Source organism: Rhizobium sp. CECT 9324, assembly GCF_918741265.1.
Classification (GTDB): Bacteria; Pseudomonadota; Alphaproteobacteria; order Rhizobiales; family Rhizobiaceae; genus Allorhizobium.
On record NZ_CAKKMZ010000001.1, the window covers coordinates 3094676 to 3113114 of the forward strand.

At 60.5% G+C, this 18439-nt stretch carries 15 protein-coding genes; 7 read left to right on the forward strand and 8 right to left on the reverse strand.

Annotation, left to right across the window (positions count from 1 at the left end; all coding sequences use genetic code 11):
* Positions 1 to 43: 43 nt before the first annotated feature.
* Complete coding sequence (locus tag LQ231_RS15080) at positions 44 to 964, reverse strand: LysR family transcriptional regulator ArgP (RefSeq protein ID WP_230171929.1); 921 nt, start codon at positions 962 to 964, stop codon at positions 44 to 46.
* An 86-nt stretch (positions 965 to 1050) separates the two neighbouring features.
* On the opposite strand from LQ231_RS15080, the gene LQ231_RS15085 reads away from it, so the two are divergent.
* Together LQ231_RS15085 and LQ231_RS15090 are read left to right on the forward strand one after the other, a co-directional pair.
* Positions 1051 to 1650 (forward strand): LysE/ArgO family amino acid transporter, encoded by a 600-nt coding sequence (locus tag LQ231_RS15085; protein ID WP_230171930.1) that lies wholly within the window; start codon positions 1051 to 1053, stop codon positions 1648 to 1650.
* 86 nt (positions 1651 to 1736) lie between these two features.
* Positions 1737 to 2885 (forward strand): amidohydrolase, encoded by a 1149-nt coding sequence (locus LQ231_RS15090; RefSeq protein WP_230171931.1) that lies wholly within the window; start codon positions 1737 to 1739, stop codon positions 2883 to 2885.
* A gap of 14 nt (positions 2886 to 2899) precedes the next feature.
* On the opposite strand, the gene LQ231_RS15095 is transcribed toward LQ231_RS15090, so the two are convergent.
* The 4 genes from LQ231_RS15095 to dnaG form a co-directional block, all read right to left on the reverse strand.
* Positions 2900 to 3928, reverse strand: a complete 1029-nt coding sequence (locus LQ231_RS15095; protein ID WP_230171932.1) for a DUF930 domain-containing protein — start codon at positions 3926 to 3928, stop codon at positions 2900 to 2902.
* Positions 3929 to 4104: 176 nt separating this feature from the next.
* Positions 4105 to 6162, reverse strand: coding sequence for an RNA polymerase sigma factor RpoD (gene rpoD, locus LQ231_RS15100; RefSeq protein ID WP_113141803.1), 2058 nt, complete (start codon positions 6160 to 6162; stop codon positions 4105 to 4107).
* Between the two features lie 402 nt (positions 6163 to 6564).
* The gene (locus tag LQ231_RS15105; RefSeq protein WP_230171933.1) at positions 6565 to 7854 is read right to left on the reverse strand and encodes an adenylate/guanylate cyclase domain-containing protein; all 1290 of its coding nucleotides are present in this window, start codon (positions 7852 to 7854) and stop codon (positions 6565 to 6567) included.
* Positions 7855 to 7935: 81 nt separating this feature from the next.
* Positions 7936 to 9975 carry a DNA primase gene (gene dnaG, locus LQ231_RS15110; RefSeq protein ID WP_113141805.1) on the reverse strand — a complete coding sequence of 680 codons (2040 nt, stop codon included), beginning with the start codon at positions 9973 to 9975 and terminating at the stop codon, positions 7936 to 7938.
* Between the two features lie 147 nt (positions 9976 to 10122).
* Between dnaG and LQ231_RS15115 the strand changes: the two genes are divergently transcribed.
* Together LQ231_RS15115 and LQ231_RS15120 are read left to right on the forward strand one after the other, a co-directional pair.
* The gene (locus LQ231_RS15115) at positions 10123 to 10425 is read left to right on the forward strand and encodes a BrnT family toxin (protein WP_230171934.1); all 303 of its coding nucleotides are present in this window, start codon (positions 10123 to 10125) and stop codon (positions 10423 to 10425) included.
* On the forward strand, positions 10388 to 10720 hold the full coding sequence (locus tag LQ231_RS15120; protein WP_230171935.1) for a BrnA antitoxin family protein: 333 nt from the start codon (positions 10388 to 10390) through the stop codon (positions 10718 to 10720). Before LQ231_RS15115 ends, LQ231_RS15120 begins: the two co-directional genes overlap by 38 nt.
* A 70-nt stretch (positions 10721 to 10790) precedes the next feature.
* On the opposite strand, the gene LQ231_RS15125 is transcribed toward LQ231_RS15120, so the two are convergent.
* On the reverse strand, positions 10791 to 11243 hold the full coding sequence (locus tag LQ231_RS15125; RefSeq protein WP_113141807.1) for a GatB/YqeY domain-containing protein: 453 nt from the start codon (positions 11241 to 11243) through the stop codon (positions 10791 to 10793).
* A 317-nt stretch (positions 11244 to 11560) separates the two neighbouring features.
* Here LQ231_RS15125 and carA point away from each other — a divergent pair, with 317 nt between their 5' ends.
* Positions 11561 to 12766, forward strand: coding sequence for a glutamine-hydrolyzing carbamoyl-phosphate synthase small subunit (gene carA / locus LQ231_RS15130; protein WP_230171936.1), 1206 nt, complete (start codon positions 11561 to 11563; stop codon positions 12764 to 12766).
* 47 nt (positions 12767 to 12813) lie between these two features.
* Here the strand turns inward: carA and LQ231_RS15135 are convergent, their stop codons facing one another.
* The gene (locus tag LQ231_RS15135; protein WP_230171937.1) at positions 12814 to 14214 is read right to left on the reverse strand and encodes an MATE family efflux transporter; all 1401 of its coding nucleotides are present in this window, start codon (positions 14212 to 14214) and stop codon (positions 12814 to 12816) included.
* A 330-nt stretch (positions 14215 to 14544) separates the two neighbouring features.
* Here LQ231_RS15135 and LQ231_RS15140 point away from each other — a divergent pair, with 330 nt between their 5' ends.
* Positions 14545 to 16695 carry a TonB-dependent siderophore receptor gene (locus LQ231_RS15140; protein WP_230171938.1) on the forward strand — a complete coding sequence of 717 codons (2151 nt, stop codon included), beginning with the start codon at positions 14545 to 14547 and terminating at the stop codon, positions 16693 to 16695.
* 214 nt (positions 16696 to 16909) lie between these two features.
* Complete coding sequence (locus tag LQ231_RS15145; protein WP_230171939.1) at positions 16910 to 17389, forward strand: DUF2938 domain-containing protein; 480 nt, start codon at positions 16910 to 16912, stop codon at positions 17387 to 17389.
* Between the two features lie 57 nt (positions 17390 to 17446).
* Here the strand turns inward: LQ231_RS15145 and LQ231_RS15150 are convergent, their stop codons facing one another.
* On the reverse strand, positions 17447 to 18373 hold the full coding sequence (locus LQ231_RS15150; protein WP_113141813.1) for a neutral zinc metallopeptidase: 927 nt from the start codon (positions 18371 to 18373) through the stop codon (positions 17447 to 17449).
* Positions 18374 to 18439 lie beyond the last annotated feature (66 nt).

Here is an 18439-nt window from a genome sequence, read left to right on the forward strand (position 1 = left end):
CGTTGTTATGGAATAGATAGGCCGGTTGCTGTCGGGGGCAAGGTCATGCGTTCTCGACCGGCAGCTCAATGGGCTGCAAGGCAGATTTCGCCGATAGCACCACCGCATCGGTCAACGGTTTCAACTGCACCTTGATCGATCGGCTGACATGCCAGTAGAGTGGAACATCGAGCGGTAGCCCATCGATCAACGGCATGAGACGCCCTTCGGCGATGTGCTTTTCGACCAGCACCTGCGGGTTCATCCCCCAGCCCAGTCCTGCGACGGATGCGTCGACGAACGCCTGGCTGGACGGCAGCCAATGAGAAGGCCCGATCACGGATGACCCGGTCGCAAGCTGGGCCCATCGCGGCTGCAACTGGTCTTTGGCGTTGAATGTCACGACAGGTGCCTGTGCCAGGGTCAACGCGGTAACACCGGTCTTCCCGAACCAGTCCTGATAAAATGCCGGGCTTGCGGTCGCGATATAGCGAAGCGCGCCGAGTGGTCGGCTGTCACAGCCCTGAGCCGCCTGTGGCGAACCGCTGACCGCCGCCCTTACCTCGCCCCGTTTCAACCAGTCGGCACTGTGGTCCTGATCGTCAAGCACCAGATCGAACAGCGTTTCCGGCACGGCTGTCATCGCCGACACGAACCATGTGGCAAGACTGTCGGCATTGACCGCAATGCGCAGGCTCGGCCACACAGCGTTCGCATTCCCGACACCCTGCTTCAATCCCAGATCACGCCGCAGCCCCTGTTCCAGCAGGGCCAGTTCTTCCGCATGGCGAAAGAGTCTCGAGCCGGCTTCGGTTGGTTGGCAGGGTTGCGAGCGGATGATCAGCGGACTGCCGACCAGTTCTTCAAGGGCACGGATGCGTTGTGAGATCGCCGACGATGTGACGCCCAGCAAGCGGGCTGCGCGCTCGAAACCGCCGCTGCGCAATACGGCGGCCAATGCTGCGAGTTGGCCGGCATCTATCATTAGAGTTCCTAATCTGAGGCAAGAAATTTTAATTGTTCTAATCAAACTCAATCGGGTAGTCAAAGCGCGATCAACGAGGAGTTTTCATGTCCACCGCCCTGTTTGCCGGCTTTCTGCTCGGCCTCAGCCTGATCGTCGCGATCGGTGCGCAAAATGCGTTTGTCCTGCGCCAGGGACTGTTGCGTCGGCATGTGCTGCCCATTGTCCTGACCTGCGCCATATCCGATGCCCTGCTGATAGCCATCGGGGTCGCAGGTTTTGCCACCGTTCTGGCGTCACTCACTTGGCTGGAGCCGGTGATGCGATACGGTGGCGCAGTATTCCTGGCCCTCTATGCCCTGCGCAGTCTCCATCAGAGCCTGACTGGCGCTGGCGCGCTGCGGGCTGCCAAGACCCAGGAGACGCGGCTCCTGCCTGCGCTTTTAACCTGCCTCGCCTTTACCTGGCTCAATCCGCACGTCTACCTCGACACGGTCGTTCTGCTCGGCTCCATCTCGACCCGTTACGCAGGCCAGGAGATGGCCTTCGCCCTTGGTGCAATGGTCGCCTCTTTCACCTTCTTCTTCTCGCTCGGCTTTGGCGCCAGACTGCTGGAGCCGCTGTTTGCCAAGCCGATCGCCTGGCGCGTCCTCGACGGGATGATTGCGCTGATCATGATGTCCATCGCTGTCAATCTTGTGCGCTAGGCGGATGCTGGCTGTTTTGATGATGCAGCCGCCTTCACGCTCGGCTAGAAAGACGCGTGCTCGGACAAGCGGGAGGAAACCGGTCCATGTTTCTCAGCAATCGCGACATCGTTGACCTGATCGATTTCCGCCAGGAACTGCATCGCCATCCGGAAGTGTCCGGGCAAGAAGAACACACGGCAAGACGCGTCGTCGAGGCGCTGAGACCACTGGCGCCGTCCAGGATCATCACCGGCCTTGGCGGCCATGGCGTCGCAGCGGTATTTGAAGGCGCCGCCCCCGGGCCGACCCTGCTCTTTCGTGCGGAACTGGACGCACTGCCGATCGAGGAGAAATCCACGTCCGCCTATCGCTCTACGGTCCCCGGCAAGGGCCATCTGTGCGGCCATGACGGACATTCGACGATTCTGACCGCCCTGGCGCTCGGCCTCTCCCGGCAGCCACCAAAGCGCGGCCGGGTCGTGCTGCTTTTCCAGCCGGCAGAGGAAGATGGCAGCGGCGCCGCAGCCGTGCTGGACGACCCGCACTTTGCCGAAATCAAACCCGACTTCGCTTTCTCCCTGCATAATCTTCCCGGTATGCCGTTGGGCCACGTCGCCCTGAAGTCTGGGCCGGTCAACTGCGCCTCGCGCGGCATGAAGATTGGCTTGTCCGGCAAGACCGCCCATGCATCGCAGCCCGAAACGGGTCTATCGCCCATGGCTGCGATCGCCAGCCTGATGCCGTCGCTGACGGCACTCTCGGCCGGCGCTCCGCCCGATGAAAGTTTCACCCTCGCGACCGTCACCCATGCCTGGCTCGGCGAGCAGGCCTTCGGCATTGCCCCCGGCGATGGTGAGGTATGGGTTACCTTGCGGACGCTCGTTGACGACCGCATGGCCGAACTCTGCGCCCGCGCCGAAGCACTGGCCGCCGATGCCGCTTCAAGGCACGGCCTGAACATTGCTATCGGTTACCACGACATTTTCCTGCATTGCGACAATGCGCCCGAAGCGGTTCTGCATCTGGCCCGTGCGCTAGACGAAGAATCGATCCCACATGACGAAGGCGATCTGCCGATGCGTGGCTCGGAAGATTTCGGCCGCCTGCGCGCGGTCGCCCCGTCTGCGATGTTTTTCCTCGGCTCCGGCGAGAAGCATCCGGCCCTGCACAATCCCGACTATGATTTCCCCGACGCCTTGATCGCCATCGGCGCGCGGGCCTTCATGCGGGTGATCCGCAATGTGCTTGGCTAAATGAAGCCGACTGATCAGAAATCCGGAAAACGGCGAGCGCTCCATTCCGATCTTGGAATGGCGTCACCGACAGAAAAGCCGAAAGAGACGACCCTGGTGGCCTCGTCGTCGACCTCGCAGCGGAAACTCAGGTCATACCATTGACCGGACGCTCTAAACGCGGTCTTCGCCGGAGCCAGGACATTGCCCTTCTTCAACCCGAACGAAGGCAGAAGTTCCGGCCGGTACGGCGGAGAAGCGTTGCGCAATTGCTCGCGTAACTCCGTGGTGCACAACTGGTCGGCCCGCCGTTCCCGCGGCAAACCGTTCATCGCCGTCATTGCCGCCGGATCACTCGAGATTGTCGTCGAAAACAGCGTCTTGGCCTCGTCGAGCTTTGGCGCCGCAGCACCCACATTGGCCTCGTCCACCGGTGTCTCCGCTTCCTTGACCTCCGCCTCGTTCAGCGCCGCGATGGCTTCCCCGCTCAAGGCCTCGCCTTCGGCCGAAGGATCCGGCACCTGCCCTTCGAGATCAGCTTCCGGCAGCGCGATTTCTGGCAATGGCTTGGCCGCAGCCGCCTCTTCCTTGAGCGGCTCCGCGGGTTTTTCCGGCTCCACCACCGGCGGCGGCTCGGCAGGATCTTCCGCAGCCGTCTCAGCCGGATCAACAGAATCGCTACCATCATCGGTCTTGCGCGGACCTGCATCCTTGTCGCCGAACTGCACCACGGGGCGCATCGGCAGGATCGGTGGGGCCGTGACCTCCGGCGCTGCCGTCTCAGGCGGAGCCTCTTGTGGCGGGGTCTCTTCCGCAACAGCAGGCGCAGGCGGTGGTGGTGGCGGTGGCGGCGCCTCCGCCTCGGCCGGTTCCGGCGGCTTTTCCTCGGGCGCCGGCTCTTCCTCTGCCGGTTCTTCCGGCGCAGGCGGTTCTGGCGGCGGCACGAGGGTCACCTCGACCACAGGCTCTTCCGGCGGCTGCTCCGGCTCATCCGGCTCCGGCCAGGCAAAATTGAACAGCAAGACCGCGGCCACGGCAGCATGGATCAGCAAGGAGATACCCAAGCCCCCACCAAAACGCCGCCACCGCATCGATCTTGCTTCTACCATCGAGCGATACTTAGCAACGAATGGGGCGGAAACAATGGTGAAGGTTCGCTATGCAGGCAAATCCGGTGTCAACTGCCCAACAAAAAACCCGGCGTCTCCGCCGGGTTCCAGAATTCCAATCCTGATCGCTCTTAGCTGTCCAGGAACGAGCGCAGCTTGCGGCTCCGGCTCGGATGTTTCAGCTTACGCAGCGCCTTGGCTTCGATCTGACGGATACGTTCGCGGGTAACCGAGAACTGCTGGCCGACTTCCTCGAGCGTATGGTCGGTGTTCATGCCGATGCCGAAGCGCATGCGCAGCACGCGCTCTTCACGCGGGGTCAGCGAGGCAAGCACGCGGGTCGTCGTCTCACGCAGGTTCGCCTGGATGGCGGCGTCGATAGGCAGCAGCGCGTTCTTGTCTTCGATGAAGTCGCCCAGATGCGAATCCTCTTCGTCACCCACGGGGGTTTCGAGCGAGATCGGCTCCTTGGCGATCTTCAGGACCTTGCGGACCTTTTCGAGCGGCATAGCGAGCTTTTCGGCAAGCTCTTCCGGCGTCGGCTCGCGACCGATCTCGTGCAGCATCTGGCGCGATGTGCGGACGATCTTGTTGATCGTCTCGATCATATGCACCGGAATACGGATCGTGCGGGCCTGGTCGGCGATCGAGCGGGTGATCGCCTGACGGATCCACCAGGTCGCATAGGTCGAGAACTTGTAGCCGCGGCGATACTCGAACTTGTCGACCGCCTTCATCAGGCCGATATTGCCTTCCTGAATGAGGTCGAGGAACTGCAGGCCGCGGTTCGTGTATTTCTTGGCGATCGAGATGACGAGACGCAGGTTGGCCTCGACCATTTCCTTCTTGGCGATGCGCGCTTCGCGTTCGCCCTTCTGCACCATATGCACGATCCGGCGGAATTCCGTCACCGAGATACCGGTTTCGGTGGCCAGATTCTGGATCTCGCCGCGGATGTCGCGGATCGTCTGGTTTTCCTCGCGGGCAAAATCCTTCCAGCCACGGGCCGAAAGATTGGCGATCGACTTCATCCAGTTCGGATCGAGTTCCGCACCGGAATACTGCTCGAGGAACGAATCGCGCTTGACGCCGTAGGATTCGGCCAGACGCAGCAGCCGGCCTTCGTTCTGAACAAGGCGCTTGTTGATGTCGTAGAGCTGTTCGACAAGGCTGTCGATACGGTTCTGGTTCAGCGACAGCGACTTGACGGCCGTGATCAGCTGATCCTTCAGTTCCTTGTAGCGGCGCTCCTGGCCGGACGACAGCGTACCGGCACAGGCGAGACGCGCCTCGACCTGCTGGTCCTGCAGCTTGCGCAGCTTCTTGTAGGTGTCGGCGATCAGGTCGAGGGTTTCCATGACCTGCGGACGCAGTTCCGCTTCCATGGCGGCGAGCGACAGATTGCTCTCGTCTTCGTCCTCTTCCTCTTCCTCCTGCGGCATGCCTTCGCCCATGGAGGTGATGTCGTCATCGCCGGAGGCGACGGGGCGACGCTTGGCGCGTTCCTTTTCCTTCTCTTCGGCAGCCTTGCGGTCAGCCTCGATCTTTTCCGGGCTCTGGAACTGCGGCGCAGCCTTGGCTTCCGGACCGGAATAGGTGGTTTCGAGATCGATGATCTCGCGCAGCAGCGTCGTGCCTTCGTTCAACTCATCGCGCCAGATGATCAGCGCCTGAAACGTCAGCGGGCTCTCACAGAGGCCCGAGATCATCGTCTCGCGGCCGGCCTCGATGCGCTTGGCGATGGCGATTTCGCCTTCGCGCGACAAAAGCTCGACGGAGCCCATTTCGCGCAGGTACATGCGCACCGGATCGTCGGTACGATCGGTCGGTTCTTTCTTCTTGGCAGTCGCAACGGCGGTTCCGGCAGACGGTGCCAGCTCGTTGCTCTCGCTTTCGTTGTCGTCGGCGTCGTCGGTGTCTTCGCTCGCCGTCTGTTCCTCGGCGTCTTCGTCCTCGACGACATTGATGCCCATGTCCGACAACATGGCCATCGTGTCTTCGATCTGCTCGGAGGTCACTTCCTCCGACGGCAGGACCGAATTCAGCTCGTCCATGGTAACGTAGCCGCGCTTCTTGGCGGCCTTGATCATCTTTTTGACTGCGTCATCTGAAAGATCGAGAAGCGGACCGTCTGTCGCGCCGTCGCGTTCGCTTTCGGCTTCTTCGTTTTCTTTGACTTTCGATGCCATTTATCTCGTCGCTTTCCCTGACGTCTGATCATGCTGCCCACCGCCGGGCAAAAGGGGAGCGGACCACTCGCCCGGGCGGATAGCTGTCACTGACCTAACGGAGTGTTGCTTAATTCCTGATTAACTAAAGGCATTGCGGCCGCAGCGCCGAACTCTTGATTATCCGCATGACCGGTCATCATACCAGAGATCCGCCTGAACCCACTTCACCCTTGTGTTGCTGAATTGGTGATTCCCACAATTTTTCTTGGCGTCAAGCTTTTCCACATCGAATGCCCAGAAAAACAACAAAATAGACGCCAAGCGGTGGCTTATACACCGGTTGACGGGAATGTAGGTTCTTGAGCCGAAGAAACAAGGGGCGCGGGCGATTGAACAGCATTCGCCGCAAAACAGTCTCGTTCACGCCTTCAAGCCCACCAGAAACCAGACCCGCATAAGGCCCTTGCCCTTCACCTCGATCGGGCCGCGCAATTCGAACTCGAAGCGATCTTCGAGCCGCGTCTTCAGGCAGTCCGCAACCTGGATGCGGCTGGCGACGCCAAGCGATTCCATCCGTGCCGCGGTATTCACCGCATCCCCCCAGACGTCGTAGAGAAGTTTGTTGGGCCCGATCACGCCGGCAACCACCGGGCCGGTATCCATGCCGATCCTGACTTCGACGGGCTCGCCAATCTCCTCGGAGATCCTGCGGCAGCATTCCAGCAGATCCAGTGCCATCAGCGCCACCGCTTCTTCATGGCCTTCCCGATGCTGCGGCAATCCGCCGGCCACCATATAGGCGTCCCCGATTGTCTTGATCTTCTCCAGGCCATGCTTCATCGCAATGGCGTCGAAACGGCCGAAAATCTGGCTGAGGAACGCCACCACCTGCTGCGGACCCCAGCGGGCGGCGCGCGGCGTGAAATTGACGATGTCGGCAAACAGGATCGTCGCCGATTCGACATGGTCCGCCACCAGCTGCGTCGGATGATCTTTGAGACGGTCGGCCACAGCGCGCGGTAGGATGTTCTGCAAGAGACGCTCGGAGAAACGATACTCGGTCTCAAGCGCCATCTCAGCTTGCGCCGCCTCCTTGAAGGCAAAGAAGGACGTCGTGAAGATGAGGAGAAACGTCAACGGCACCGTCATCGAATGCAGCACTTGCAGGAACACCGGTTCGACATGGATGAACGAGGCCGGGGCGACGAAGGCGAATTCGGTGAGAAGAAAGGCGCAAAGGGCAATGAGCGTGACCAGTCCCGAAAGCGCAAGGCGCTCCGCGCCAAACACCAGGATGGAAGCCGCCGCCGCTGGCAGGAAGAAGAATTGCAGACCCGAATCGCGGCCAAAGAACAGGCCGCAGGCGACACCGAAGATCAGCCACATGGTGCAGAGATAGATCGCCCCGGCCGACGGTCCAAAGCGGTGAAAGAACGGCGTCACGGCATAAAATAAGATCTGCGGCGCAAAGGCGATGATCGCCGGTAAAAGCCCCCAACCATCATAAACCAGGTAGAAAAGGATATAAGGTATCGTAATCAGGCTATAGAGGGCCGAAATCACATTCGTCACCGCCAGGCGGCGGCGTATGCGGGGCGGATAGCCCGATGTACCGATGCGTGCAATCCACCAGAGAACAACAGGCAACCGCCAGGATGAACGGCGGCCGCGCGCTCCGGGGGCTATCAGTTCGAGTTCATCTGACGACACACTGCGTTCCGTACACAAAGGCATGCTGATGTTCCATCCCGCATTTGACGACGGCACGCAACCTCAAATCCTGCTCGCAGACTACGAGCTGTGACCTGTTGCCGGGCCTTTGACACGCCCTGACATGACCCCGAATCCATCGATGATCGCCTCTTGGTTCTCCATCCGGGCGACTTCAAGCTGAACCTCATGCAAGGCGTTGATCAATTGCTCGATCCGCCCTCCGTCGTCGGCTTCGGTCGCATCGGCCACCTCTCGCTCCAGCTCGATCCGCTGGCGCTTCAGCGCGCGCGCCCGCTTGTAGAGCGAGAGTGCCTGACGATAACCCTCGCGCGCGTCTTCAGGTGCGGCGATCTCGGTTGCGGTCCAGAGCCGTGCGTTGCGGATCTGCTGGTCGAGATTGCGCAGCGTCGTGCCATGACCATGGGCGTCGAGCCGCGCCATCAACGTCTCGCGGCTCAGCGAAGGACCACCTTCAGCCACGGCGGTCAGCAGCGACGACCAGAGCTTCTGCAAGGCGGGATTTTCATAGTCGACGGACGCGATCTCGTCATATTCATCTTCGAGTAGTTGCGGGTGGTTGACCACGGTGAGCGCGAGAACGCTTTCGCGCAGGGCCGGCTGCTCCTGATGCCCCCGCACCAGCCCCGAGCGCGCCAGTCGGTCTGAAATGGCGCCACCGCCACCCGCGGAAGGCCCGGGCGTGCGACCGCCAAACCGTCCACCGCCCTGGCCACCCTGCCTGCCCTCGCCATTGCGGCCACTGCCGCGACCACCCTGCTCATAGCCACCACCGCCGCCACGTCGATCGTTGCGGCCAGGCTGGGTCGATTGGAAGAAGGTATAGAGCCGGTCGCGAACATCCTGCTGGTAATGCCGGCGCACATTCTCGTCAGCGATCACGGTGACGATCTGCTTCAGCCGCGCCTCGAGTTCGGCTCGTTTTTCCGGCGTATCGAAACCGCCACCGCCCACTTCGCGCATCCAGACCATTTCGGCCAGCGGCCGGGCCTCGGCCATCACCCGGTCGAAGGGTGCGCGCCCGTCGCGCTTGACCAAGTCGTCGGGGTCCTTGCCGTCGGGCAGCATGGCAAAACGCAGCGACTGGCCGGGTTTGATATGCGGCAGCGCCAGATCGACGGCGCGAAACGCCGCCCGCTGCCCGGCGCCATCGCCATCGAAACACAGCACCGGCACCGGCGTCGTCTTCCACATCAGCTGCAACTGGCTGTCGGTCAAAGCCGTGCCCAGCGGCGCCACAGCATTTTCGATACCGGCCTGATAAAGCGCGATGACATCCATATAGCCTTCGACGGCAATCAGCGTCTCGGCCCCACCTGCCCCCTGCATCGACCGGCGTGCGCGCGAGAAATTGTACAGCACGTTGCCCTTGTGGAAGAGCTCGGTCTCATTCGAGTTCAGATATTTGGCCATTGCGTCCGGCGACATGGCGCGGCCGCCAAAAGCGATCACCTTGTCGCGCGACGACAGGATCGGGAACATGATGCGATCGCGGAACCGGTCATAGGACACCGGAATGTCGGATCCGTGCACGACAAGGCCACATGCCTCGATCTGCTCCTTCGGCACGCCCTTGCCCGACAGATATTCCTTGAGCGCATTGCGGCTCTCCGGCGCGTAGCCGAGCCGGAAGGTCTCGATTGTCTTGCCCGACAGGCCACGCTCGCGCAGATAGGCGCGTGCCCGGGCGCCGCTCGCCGTCTGCAATTGGTCCTGAAAGAACTGCGTCGCCAGTTCCATCACATCCTGGAGCGTCGTGCGCTCCTTCTCGCGCCGCTCCGCCTGCAGATCAGGCTGCGGCATGGCAATGCCCGCCATGTCGGCGATCTGTTGCACCGCTTCGGGAAAGCTCAAGCCCTCCATCTCGGTCATGAAACGGAAATGGTCGCCCGATACGCCGCAACCGAAGCAGTGGTAACGCCCCTTGCGATCCTCGCAGTGGAAGCTCGGGCTCTTCTCGCCATGGAACGGGCAGCAGGCCCAATAGTCACCCTTGGGTGCATTGGTCTTCTTGCGATCCCAGGTCACACGGCGGCCGATCACGGCCGAAATCGGCACGCGGTCACGGATCTCGTCGAGAAAGTCGTTGGAAAAGCGCATAATTGTTCCTGCTGGCTGAGTTTCATATAGGCGCGCTCTCGACCCAACGCCACGCCTTTCGCGCATGATGCCCGCTATTCACAGCCATTGACGAAAATGACAGGTGTATATACAATACACCCGAAGCGATTGCGAGCGGAACGGCACATGCAAAGCCTGGATGACGTGCCTATTGAGGAATGGGACTTCGAATGGGATGAAGACAAGCGGCGCTCCAACATCCGCAAGCATGGACTCGACTTCGAGGACGCCATGCTGGCATTGTCCGGCCCGCGGCTCGAACATCCATCACCGAAAGCGGGCGAACATCGGATAGTTGCAGTCTGCCCATTGACCGGCAAACTGATCGCAGTGGTCTACATGATGAGAGGACGCGTATGCCGGATCATTTCCGTACGCGCGGCAGGAACCAATGAGCGAAGAAAATATCACGCGCATTACTCTACATGAGCTTCTCGAAAAGCGCGCACGAGGAGAAAAAAGCCTGACCGACTGGGCTCGGGTCAACGCATTGACCGACGAGGACATCGAACGCGCCATGCACGACGATCCCGACTGGCAGGATTTCATCGACATCGACTGGTCAAAGGCCGTGATGGTCATCCCGCAGAAGAAGAAGGCGATCTCCATTCGTCTGGACGAAGACATTATCGACTTCTTTCAGCAGACCGGCAAAGGCTACCAGACCCGCATCAACGCCGTGCTGCGACATTTCATCAGCGAGCAGAAGCGCTCCAAGGGCTGAAATACGGGGCCAGAAATGCAAAACGCCGCCCGAAAGCGACGTCTCACAATCATAAATCGAAGCTTAAAGCCTACTTGAGCAGGTCCTTGACCAGGCCCGAAGCCTTGGCAAAGTCCATCTGACCCGGATAGCGGTCTTTCAGCGTGTTCATGCACTTGCCCATGTCGCGCAGACCCTGGGCACCGGTTTCGGTGATGACGGAGGCGCACAGTTCACGCACCTTCTCTTCCGAGATTTGCTCGGGCATGAAGGACCGGATGATCTCGATTTCCTCAAGTTCCTGGGCAGCCAGTTCCGGCCGCGCGTTCTCGGCATAGATCCTGGCCGATTCGTCGCGCTGCTTGATCATCTTCATCAGGATCTGCATGATCTCGTCGTCGCTGACCGGATCCTTGCCGAGACCACGGTTAGCAATGTCCCGGTCCTTGATCGCCGTCTGGATTAGACGCACGGTCGAGGTGCGGCGAACGTCCTTCGCCTTCAGGGACTCTTTCATCGTATTGGCGAGTATATCGCGTATCATTTTTTTCTCCGCGGAAAAGCCGGTGCGGACGGTGTCAAATTGTGGCTTTTCCTTGTTCTCTGAGCCGTTTCATAGCCAGACATCTTAAGCAGTGCAAACAAATTGCACAAACCCTTGAAATGGCTTGGGAGAAATCCGCAAGCCTTCAAACTCAAGAATTGACCTGACGGATCGATCCGTCTATTGCTCGGCACCTGCACGAAATTGTCATCAGGGCCGAACACGCGCGACTTCGCGCGCCCTCGATCTGCAACATAGATGGCCCTTGGGAGCCGCCCTGACAAGTGGGCTGGCGCGAGGGCGAACAAGGAACGACCATGACCGCAACAGCCCCCTGGACCACCCGCAAGCCGACCGCCCTCCTCGTTCTTGCCGACGGGACTGTCATCGAAGGTCACGGCATCGGCGCAACCGGCAAGGTCCAGGCCGAGGTCTGTTTCAACACGGCGTTGACCGGTTATCAGGAAATCCTCACCGACCCGTCCTATCTCGGCCAGATCGTCACCTTCACCTTCCCGCATATCGGCAATGTCGGCACGAATGAGGAAGACATCGAAGACCTGACGCCGGCTGCCCGTCACGGCGCCGTAGGCACGATCTTCAAGGCAGACATCACCGAGCCATCCAACTACCGCGCCGCCTCCCATCTCGATGGCTGGCTGAAAGCCCGCGGCATCATTGGCCTTTCCGGCGTCGACACCCGCGCACTGACCGCCTGGATCCGCGAGAATGGCGCACCCAATGCCGTCATCGCCCATGACCCGAACGGTGTCTTCGACATCGAGGCGCTGAAGGCCGAGGCCAAGGCCTGGAGCGGTCTCGAAGGTCTCGACCTCGCCAAGGTCGCCACCTCCGGCCAGTCGTCGGTCTGGAGCGAGAAGGACTGGTCCTGGGAAAACGGCCACACCACGCTCGGCGAAACCGAAGCCAAGTACCATATCGTCTGCGTCGACTTCGGCGTGAAGCGCAACATCCTGCGCCTGTTTGCCGGTCTGGATTGCAAGGTCACGGTCGTGCCGGCCTCGACCTCGGCTGAGGATATTCTCGCACTGAACCCAGATGGCATCTTCCTGTCCAACGGCCCTGGCGACCCGGCCGCGACTGGCGAATATGCGGTTCCGGTCATCCAGAACCTGGTCAAGAGCGAAAAGCCGCTGTTCGGCATCTGCCTCGGCCACCAGATGCTCGGCCTGGCACTTGGCGGCACCACCGAGAAGATGCACCAGGGCCATCATGGCGCCAACCATCCGGTCAAGGATTTCACCACCGGCAAGGTCGAGATCGTCTCGATGAACCACGGCTTCGCGGTCGACTCGAAGTCGCTGCCGGAGAGCGTTGAAGAGACTCACGTTTCCTTGTTCGACGGCACCAATTGCGGTCTGCGCCTCAAGGGCAAGCCGGTGTTTTCGGTCCAGCATCACCCGGAAGCATCGCCCGGGCCGCAGGACAGCCACTACCTGTTCCGCCGCTTCATCAACATGGTACGCGAGAACAAGGGCGAGCCGGCATTGGCCGAGCGCTGAGCCCAACCCCAGCGACGCTTTACAAGTAGACTATCAATCGGCCCGGATCAGATCCGGGCCGTTGTCATTTCGTGTCGAACCCTGTGAAGGAAGCGTGCGCACAGCAGCACGGACGAACTCGATAGCCCGACCAGAAAGCCGATCCAGATGCCGATCCCGCCGAGACCGAGCGGGAAGGCCAGGATCCAGGCGAGCAGGAAGCCGACCGGCCAATAGGAGATCAGCGCCAGGATCATCGGCACACGCGCATCTTTCAGGCCGCGTAGCAGACCGCTGGCAACCGCCTGAACGCCGTCGACCAGCTGGAAGATCCCGGCAATCGCGATCAGTGGTCCGGCGTAGCTGAGAACCGCCGCAGCGTCCGCCGTGCTCTTGTTGATGAACGCGCCGCCGAGCAGGTTCGGTATCGCCATGAACAGGATGCCTCCGGCAAGCGAGATGATGCTGGCGAGCAGCATGACGGCAACGGCTGCTCGAATAAGCTCCGGATAGTTGCCGCGGCCATGCGCTAGGCCAACGCGCACCGTTGCAGCCTGAGACAGCCCGAGCGGGATCATAAAGGCGATCGATGCAAGCTGGAGGGCGATGCCGTGGGCCGCAAGTTCGATAGTGCCGATACGGCCCATCAACAGCGATGCAGCGGTGAACAGGCTGACTTCGGCGAGAATGGTGACGCTGATCGGCATGCCGAGCATCAAGACCTCACGGAAAGCATGCCAGTCCGGCCGCCAGAAACGAACGAAAAGCTCATAGGCGCGCGTTTCAGGCCGGGTCTGGATATAGCCAACCATGAACACGAAGCTCGACACATGCACGATCACCGCGACAATGGCAGCGCCCGTCATGCCGAGCGCCGGAAGGCCGAAATGGCCAAGCACCAGGCCGTAGGCGAGGATCGCGTTCATCGCCAGCATCACTAGCGTGACATAGAGAATGATGCCTGCCCTGCCCGTCGCGCTGACCAGGGCGCGCAAAACGGCAAACAGCAGCGCCGGCAACAGGCCGAGCTGGATGATCTGCACGTAATTGGCCGCCAGCGATGCGACCTCCGGCTTCTGGCCGAGAGCTAGAAGGATGGCCTCCGCATTATAGAAAAGCGGCGCGGTCAGCAGCGTGTAGAGGATCGATACCCACATACCCATGCGGATCGACCGGCGCACAGAAACGACATCCCCGCGGCCATAGGCCTGCGCCACCATCGGCACGACCGCGATCGAAAACCCGGAGCCGAAAACGAAGATCGTGAAGAAGAACTGGCCGGCAAGCACCATGGCCGCCAGAGCCTGGGCGCCGAGCTGGCCGACAATCACCACATCCGTCGTGTGAATGGCCAACTGCGCCAGCTGCGCTCCGATCAACGGAATCCCAAGCGCAAATGTCGCGCGGAAATGCGACTTCCAACTACCGGCGGCATCATGGGCGGCAAGGGATCGGACAAACTGTTGCATGGCACATTTCCAAGACGAAAAAAGCCGCTTCCAGTTTTGGCTGGCGAGCGGCGGTCAGGATTGAATAATTGATCAAAATTTAGACTGCAAGCCTAAAAATAGATCAAGAAATATTATTGGTCAGATGATCAATCTGATTGATGCCTCCAGGCGCCGACCCGTGACGGGCAATCTTCCAACGACCCCACTGCCCCCCACAAAACCAGTCGGTCCAGAGTTCACGAACCCGTGATATTTTAACTTGACTCTTTTTATCCTGTTTGAATAGGTTCACCCCGGCAGCGGGGACGGGAGGCCGGTCGCTGACACATGGTCAGATGAGGGAATGAAATGTTGGTGGGACAGGCAGGGTTGCGCGGGTTCGCAAGACAATTGGTCGCGAGCAGCGCGTTGATATCGGTTTCGCTGGGAAATGCAGGCATTGCCGGGGCACAGGACAGCGTCACGGAAGAAGCAACACAGCTGCAAACAATCGTCGTCGATGGAAAAACGAAACGTCCGGTCGGCCCAGACGCAACCATTGTCGCCAACAGCTCGGCGACCGGCACCAAGACCGATACGCCGATCCTTGACGTTCCCGCCTCTGTCTCGGTCATCACCCAGAATGAACTCGCGCTGCGCCATGTCGATAGCCTGCAGCAGGCGGTCGGCTATACATCCAGCGTCTTCGCCGATGAATTCGGCAGCGATGACCGCTATGACTACATTCGTATCCGTGGTTTCGACCAAACGACCCTTGGGACCTATCGCGACGGATTGGCGGCGCGGATTCCGGCATGGTTCACGGCCAGCCGTCTCGAGCCTTATGGGCTTCAGCGCGTCGAGGTCCTGAAGGGATCGACATCGACCCTCTTCGGCCTCAACGGCCCCGGCGGCCTGGTCAATGCGATCACCAAACGTCCGCAGGACGAAAAGCATAGCGAGGCCTATACGTCGTATGGCGACGGCACCAAAGAAGTCGGTTCGGATTTCGGTGGGCCGCTCGATGCCGACGGGATCTGGAGCTACCGGCTGACCGCGCTTGTCAAGGAAGGTGACCTCGGTTGGGACCATTCCAACGACGACCGGATCTATGTCGCACCGGCGCTGACCATCAAGCCGCAGGAAGGCACCTCGCTCACGATCCTGACCGACTATTACAAGCGCGATGGGACCGGTGCGCGGGGGTTCCCGACAGGTGCCGATATCGACATCGACACATTTCTCGGCGAGCCGGACTTCAACCGTTTCGACACGGAACAGACCGATATCGGCTACCAGTTCGAACACGAGTTCAACGAGAACCTGACGTTTCGTTCCAACGCCCGATACACCCATTTGAGCCTCGACTATGCCGAGGTCTATGGTTCGACACTTGACCCTGCAGATGATCGCACAGCATTTTCAGTCGACGGCATGTCCAATCGTTATGCCTTCGACAACCAGTTGCAGTTCGATACCGCCTGGAATGGGATCGACAGCAAGACGCTTGTCGGCGTCGATTACACCGACGACAACACCCGTGAAGAAATCCTCTACGGCACGGCGACCGGCATTGATATCAACAACCCGACCTATTGCGGCCTCTCTTGCATCGACACCGGCTCCGATCCTTGGGTCGACTGGAAAGTCAGACAAAAGGCGCTGGGTATCTATGCCCAGGAGCAACTGACCTTCGACGACCGCTGGATCGTCACCCTCGGCGGGCGCTGGGATCATGTGAACACCGTTGCAGACTATTTGAACACGGGCTTGCAAGACGACGACACCGCATCCGCCTTCACCAAGCGGGCCGGCCTGACCTACAAATTCACCCCGGATTTCGCCGCCTATGCCAACTATTCGGATAGCTTCCAGCCGCTGGTCACGCCGACCGGCAACGGATATGCGGTCGAAGGTTCGCTGAAGCCCCAAAAGGGCGAGCAGTATGAAGTGGGCATCAAATACAGACCGGAAGGTTTTGATGGCCTGTTCACCGCCGCATTTTTCGACCTGACACAGACCAATGTGCCGAGCAATGTCAGCCCGACCGTACAGCGGCAGATCGGCGAGGTAGGCGTCCGTGGCCTCGAACTCGAGGGCAAGGCTGCCATTGCAGACAACCTCAATTTGACGCTGGCCTATTCCTACTGGGATGCGGAGATCCTTGACGCCGGATCGACCAGCGGCAATATCGGCAATCGGCCGCAGCGCGTTCCGCGCCACCTGGCATCGGCCTGGCTCGACTATACGTTCCTGGGCGACGGCGACCGCGGCGACCTGACCGTCGGCGGCGGCGTGCGTTACATCGGCCAGTCCTATGGCGATGATGCCAATACGGTTTCGGTCGGCGGCTATGCGCTTGTCGATGCGGTCGTATCCTACAAGGTGACGAAGGATCTGACGCTTGCGGTCAATGCCACCAACCTGTTCGATCGCGAATATGTCTCGTCGTCCTACTATGGAACGCAATATTACGGCGACCGGCGCAAGGTCGTCGGCACGCTCAAATACACGTGGTGATGTGAAGGGCAGCCAGCAAAAACGCAGCGAATGCCCGGAGGCCATCGGCGTGGCCGCCAAACGCAAAAGACGTGCACACCCGGAACGTGGTGAAATCCGTGGCGTGCCGGGAACGCCCACAGGTTTCGATGGGACGGGAGACGATCGGCTCTTCCGTTCCGACAGCCACCGCGTTTAATGTGCGGCACGATTTCTTCTGCGGGATGGTATATTCATGTTCGAACTTGTTTGGCGCGGCGTCATCATCGGGATCGGTGCAACGATGTTGATGGATCTCTGGGCCATTGCCCTTTATCGCCTGTTTGGTCAATCAAAGGCCAATTGGGCACCGGTCGGCCGGTGGTTCTGGCACCTGCAGTATGGCAAAGTGTTCCATGACAGCATTGCCGACGCCACGCCTTACAAACATGAACTGGCTCTCGGCTGGATCAGCCATTATGCCGTTGGCATCCTGTATGGCATCGTCCTCGCACTTTTGGCAGGCGCCGCATGGTTTACCGCGCCGACGTTCCTGCCCGCCTGGATCCTCGGCATTCTGACCGTCGGTGCCGGCTGGTTTCTGCTCCAGCCGGGCCTTGGAATCGGCTGGGCGGCATCAAAGACGCCCAACCCGACAAAGGTGCGCGCACTCAATCTGGCGGCGCACACGGTTTTTGCCCTCGGTCTTTGGGGCACCGCGCTGCTCATCCGCTGAAATCGGTTACCGCGTCGGGGGAGTTCACGCCCATCAACCGGGCGTGAACAAGGCGCCTCAGATATTGCCCGAGAACGTGTCGCAGGATCCGACATCGCCGCTGTCGTAGCCGCGTTTGAACCACGTCATCCGCTGGGCAGAGGTGCCATGATTGAAGGCGTCAGGCACGACATATCCCTGGCTGCGCTTCTGCAGCGTATCGTCGCCGATCTGCTGGGCGGCATTCAGTGCCTCTTCGAGATCACCATTCGAAAGCAGGCCTTCCTTGTCGGCGCTCTTCGCCCAGATCCCGGCATAACAATCCGCCTGCAACTCGACGCGGACCGACATCTGGTTGGCTTCGCGCTCACCCATCGCCTGACGCTGGCGGTTGAATTCCGGCAACACACCCGTCAGGTTCTGGACATGATGACCAACTTCGTGAGCGATTACATAGGCTTGGGCAAAGTCGCCCGCCGCATCGAACTGCTGCTCAAGCTGGCGGAAGAAGGACGTGTCGAGATAGACCTTCTTGTCACCCGGGCAGTAGAATGGTCCCGTCGCCGATGACGCTTGCCCGCAGGGCGAACTGGTTCCGCCATCGAACAGGACCATGGTCGGCTTCTGATAGGTCGCGCCGGACGCCTTGAATATCTCGTCCCAAGTGGTTTCCGTCTCGGCAAGCACGGTCCGGACGAAGGCCGTCATCTCGTCATTGGCGGGGCCGGACGGCGCTTGGCCGACCTGCTGTTCATAGCCGGATCCCGAGCCGGACACATTGCCCTCGCCCAGGACCTGCAGCATGTCGATGCCCATGGCCTTGAGAATGAAATAGATCACCACAAGAAAGATGATCGTGCCGATGCTCAAGCCACCGCCGCGACGACCGCCCATTGGGATCTGGATGCCCGATCGACCGAAGGGGTTACGCCCCATCCCGCCGCCGGAAGAGTTGCCGCGGCGATCCTCGATATTGTCCGATTGACGTCGGCCCTTCCATTCCATGCTTGTCCCCTCCGCGGCTGCAATTCGCCTGCTCAACGTCACATTAGGATAAAGCGTTCCATCACG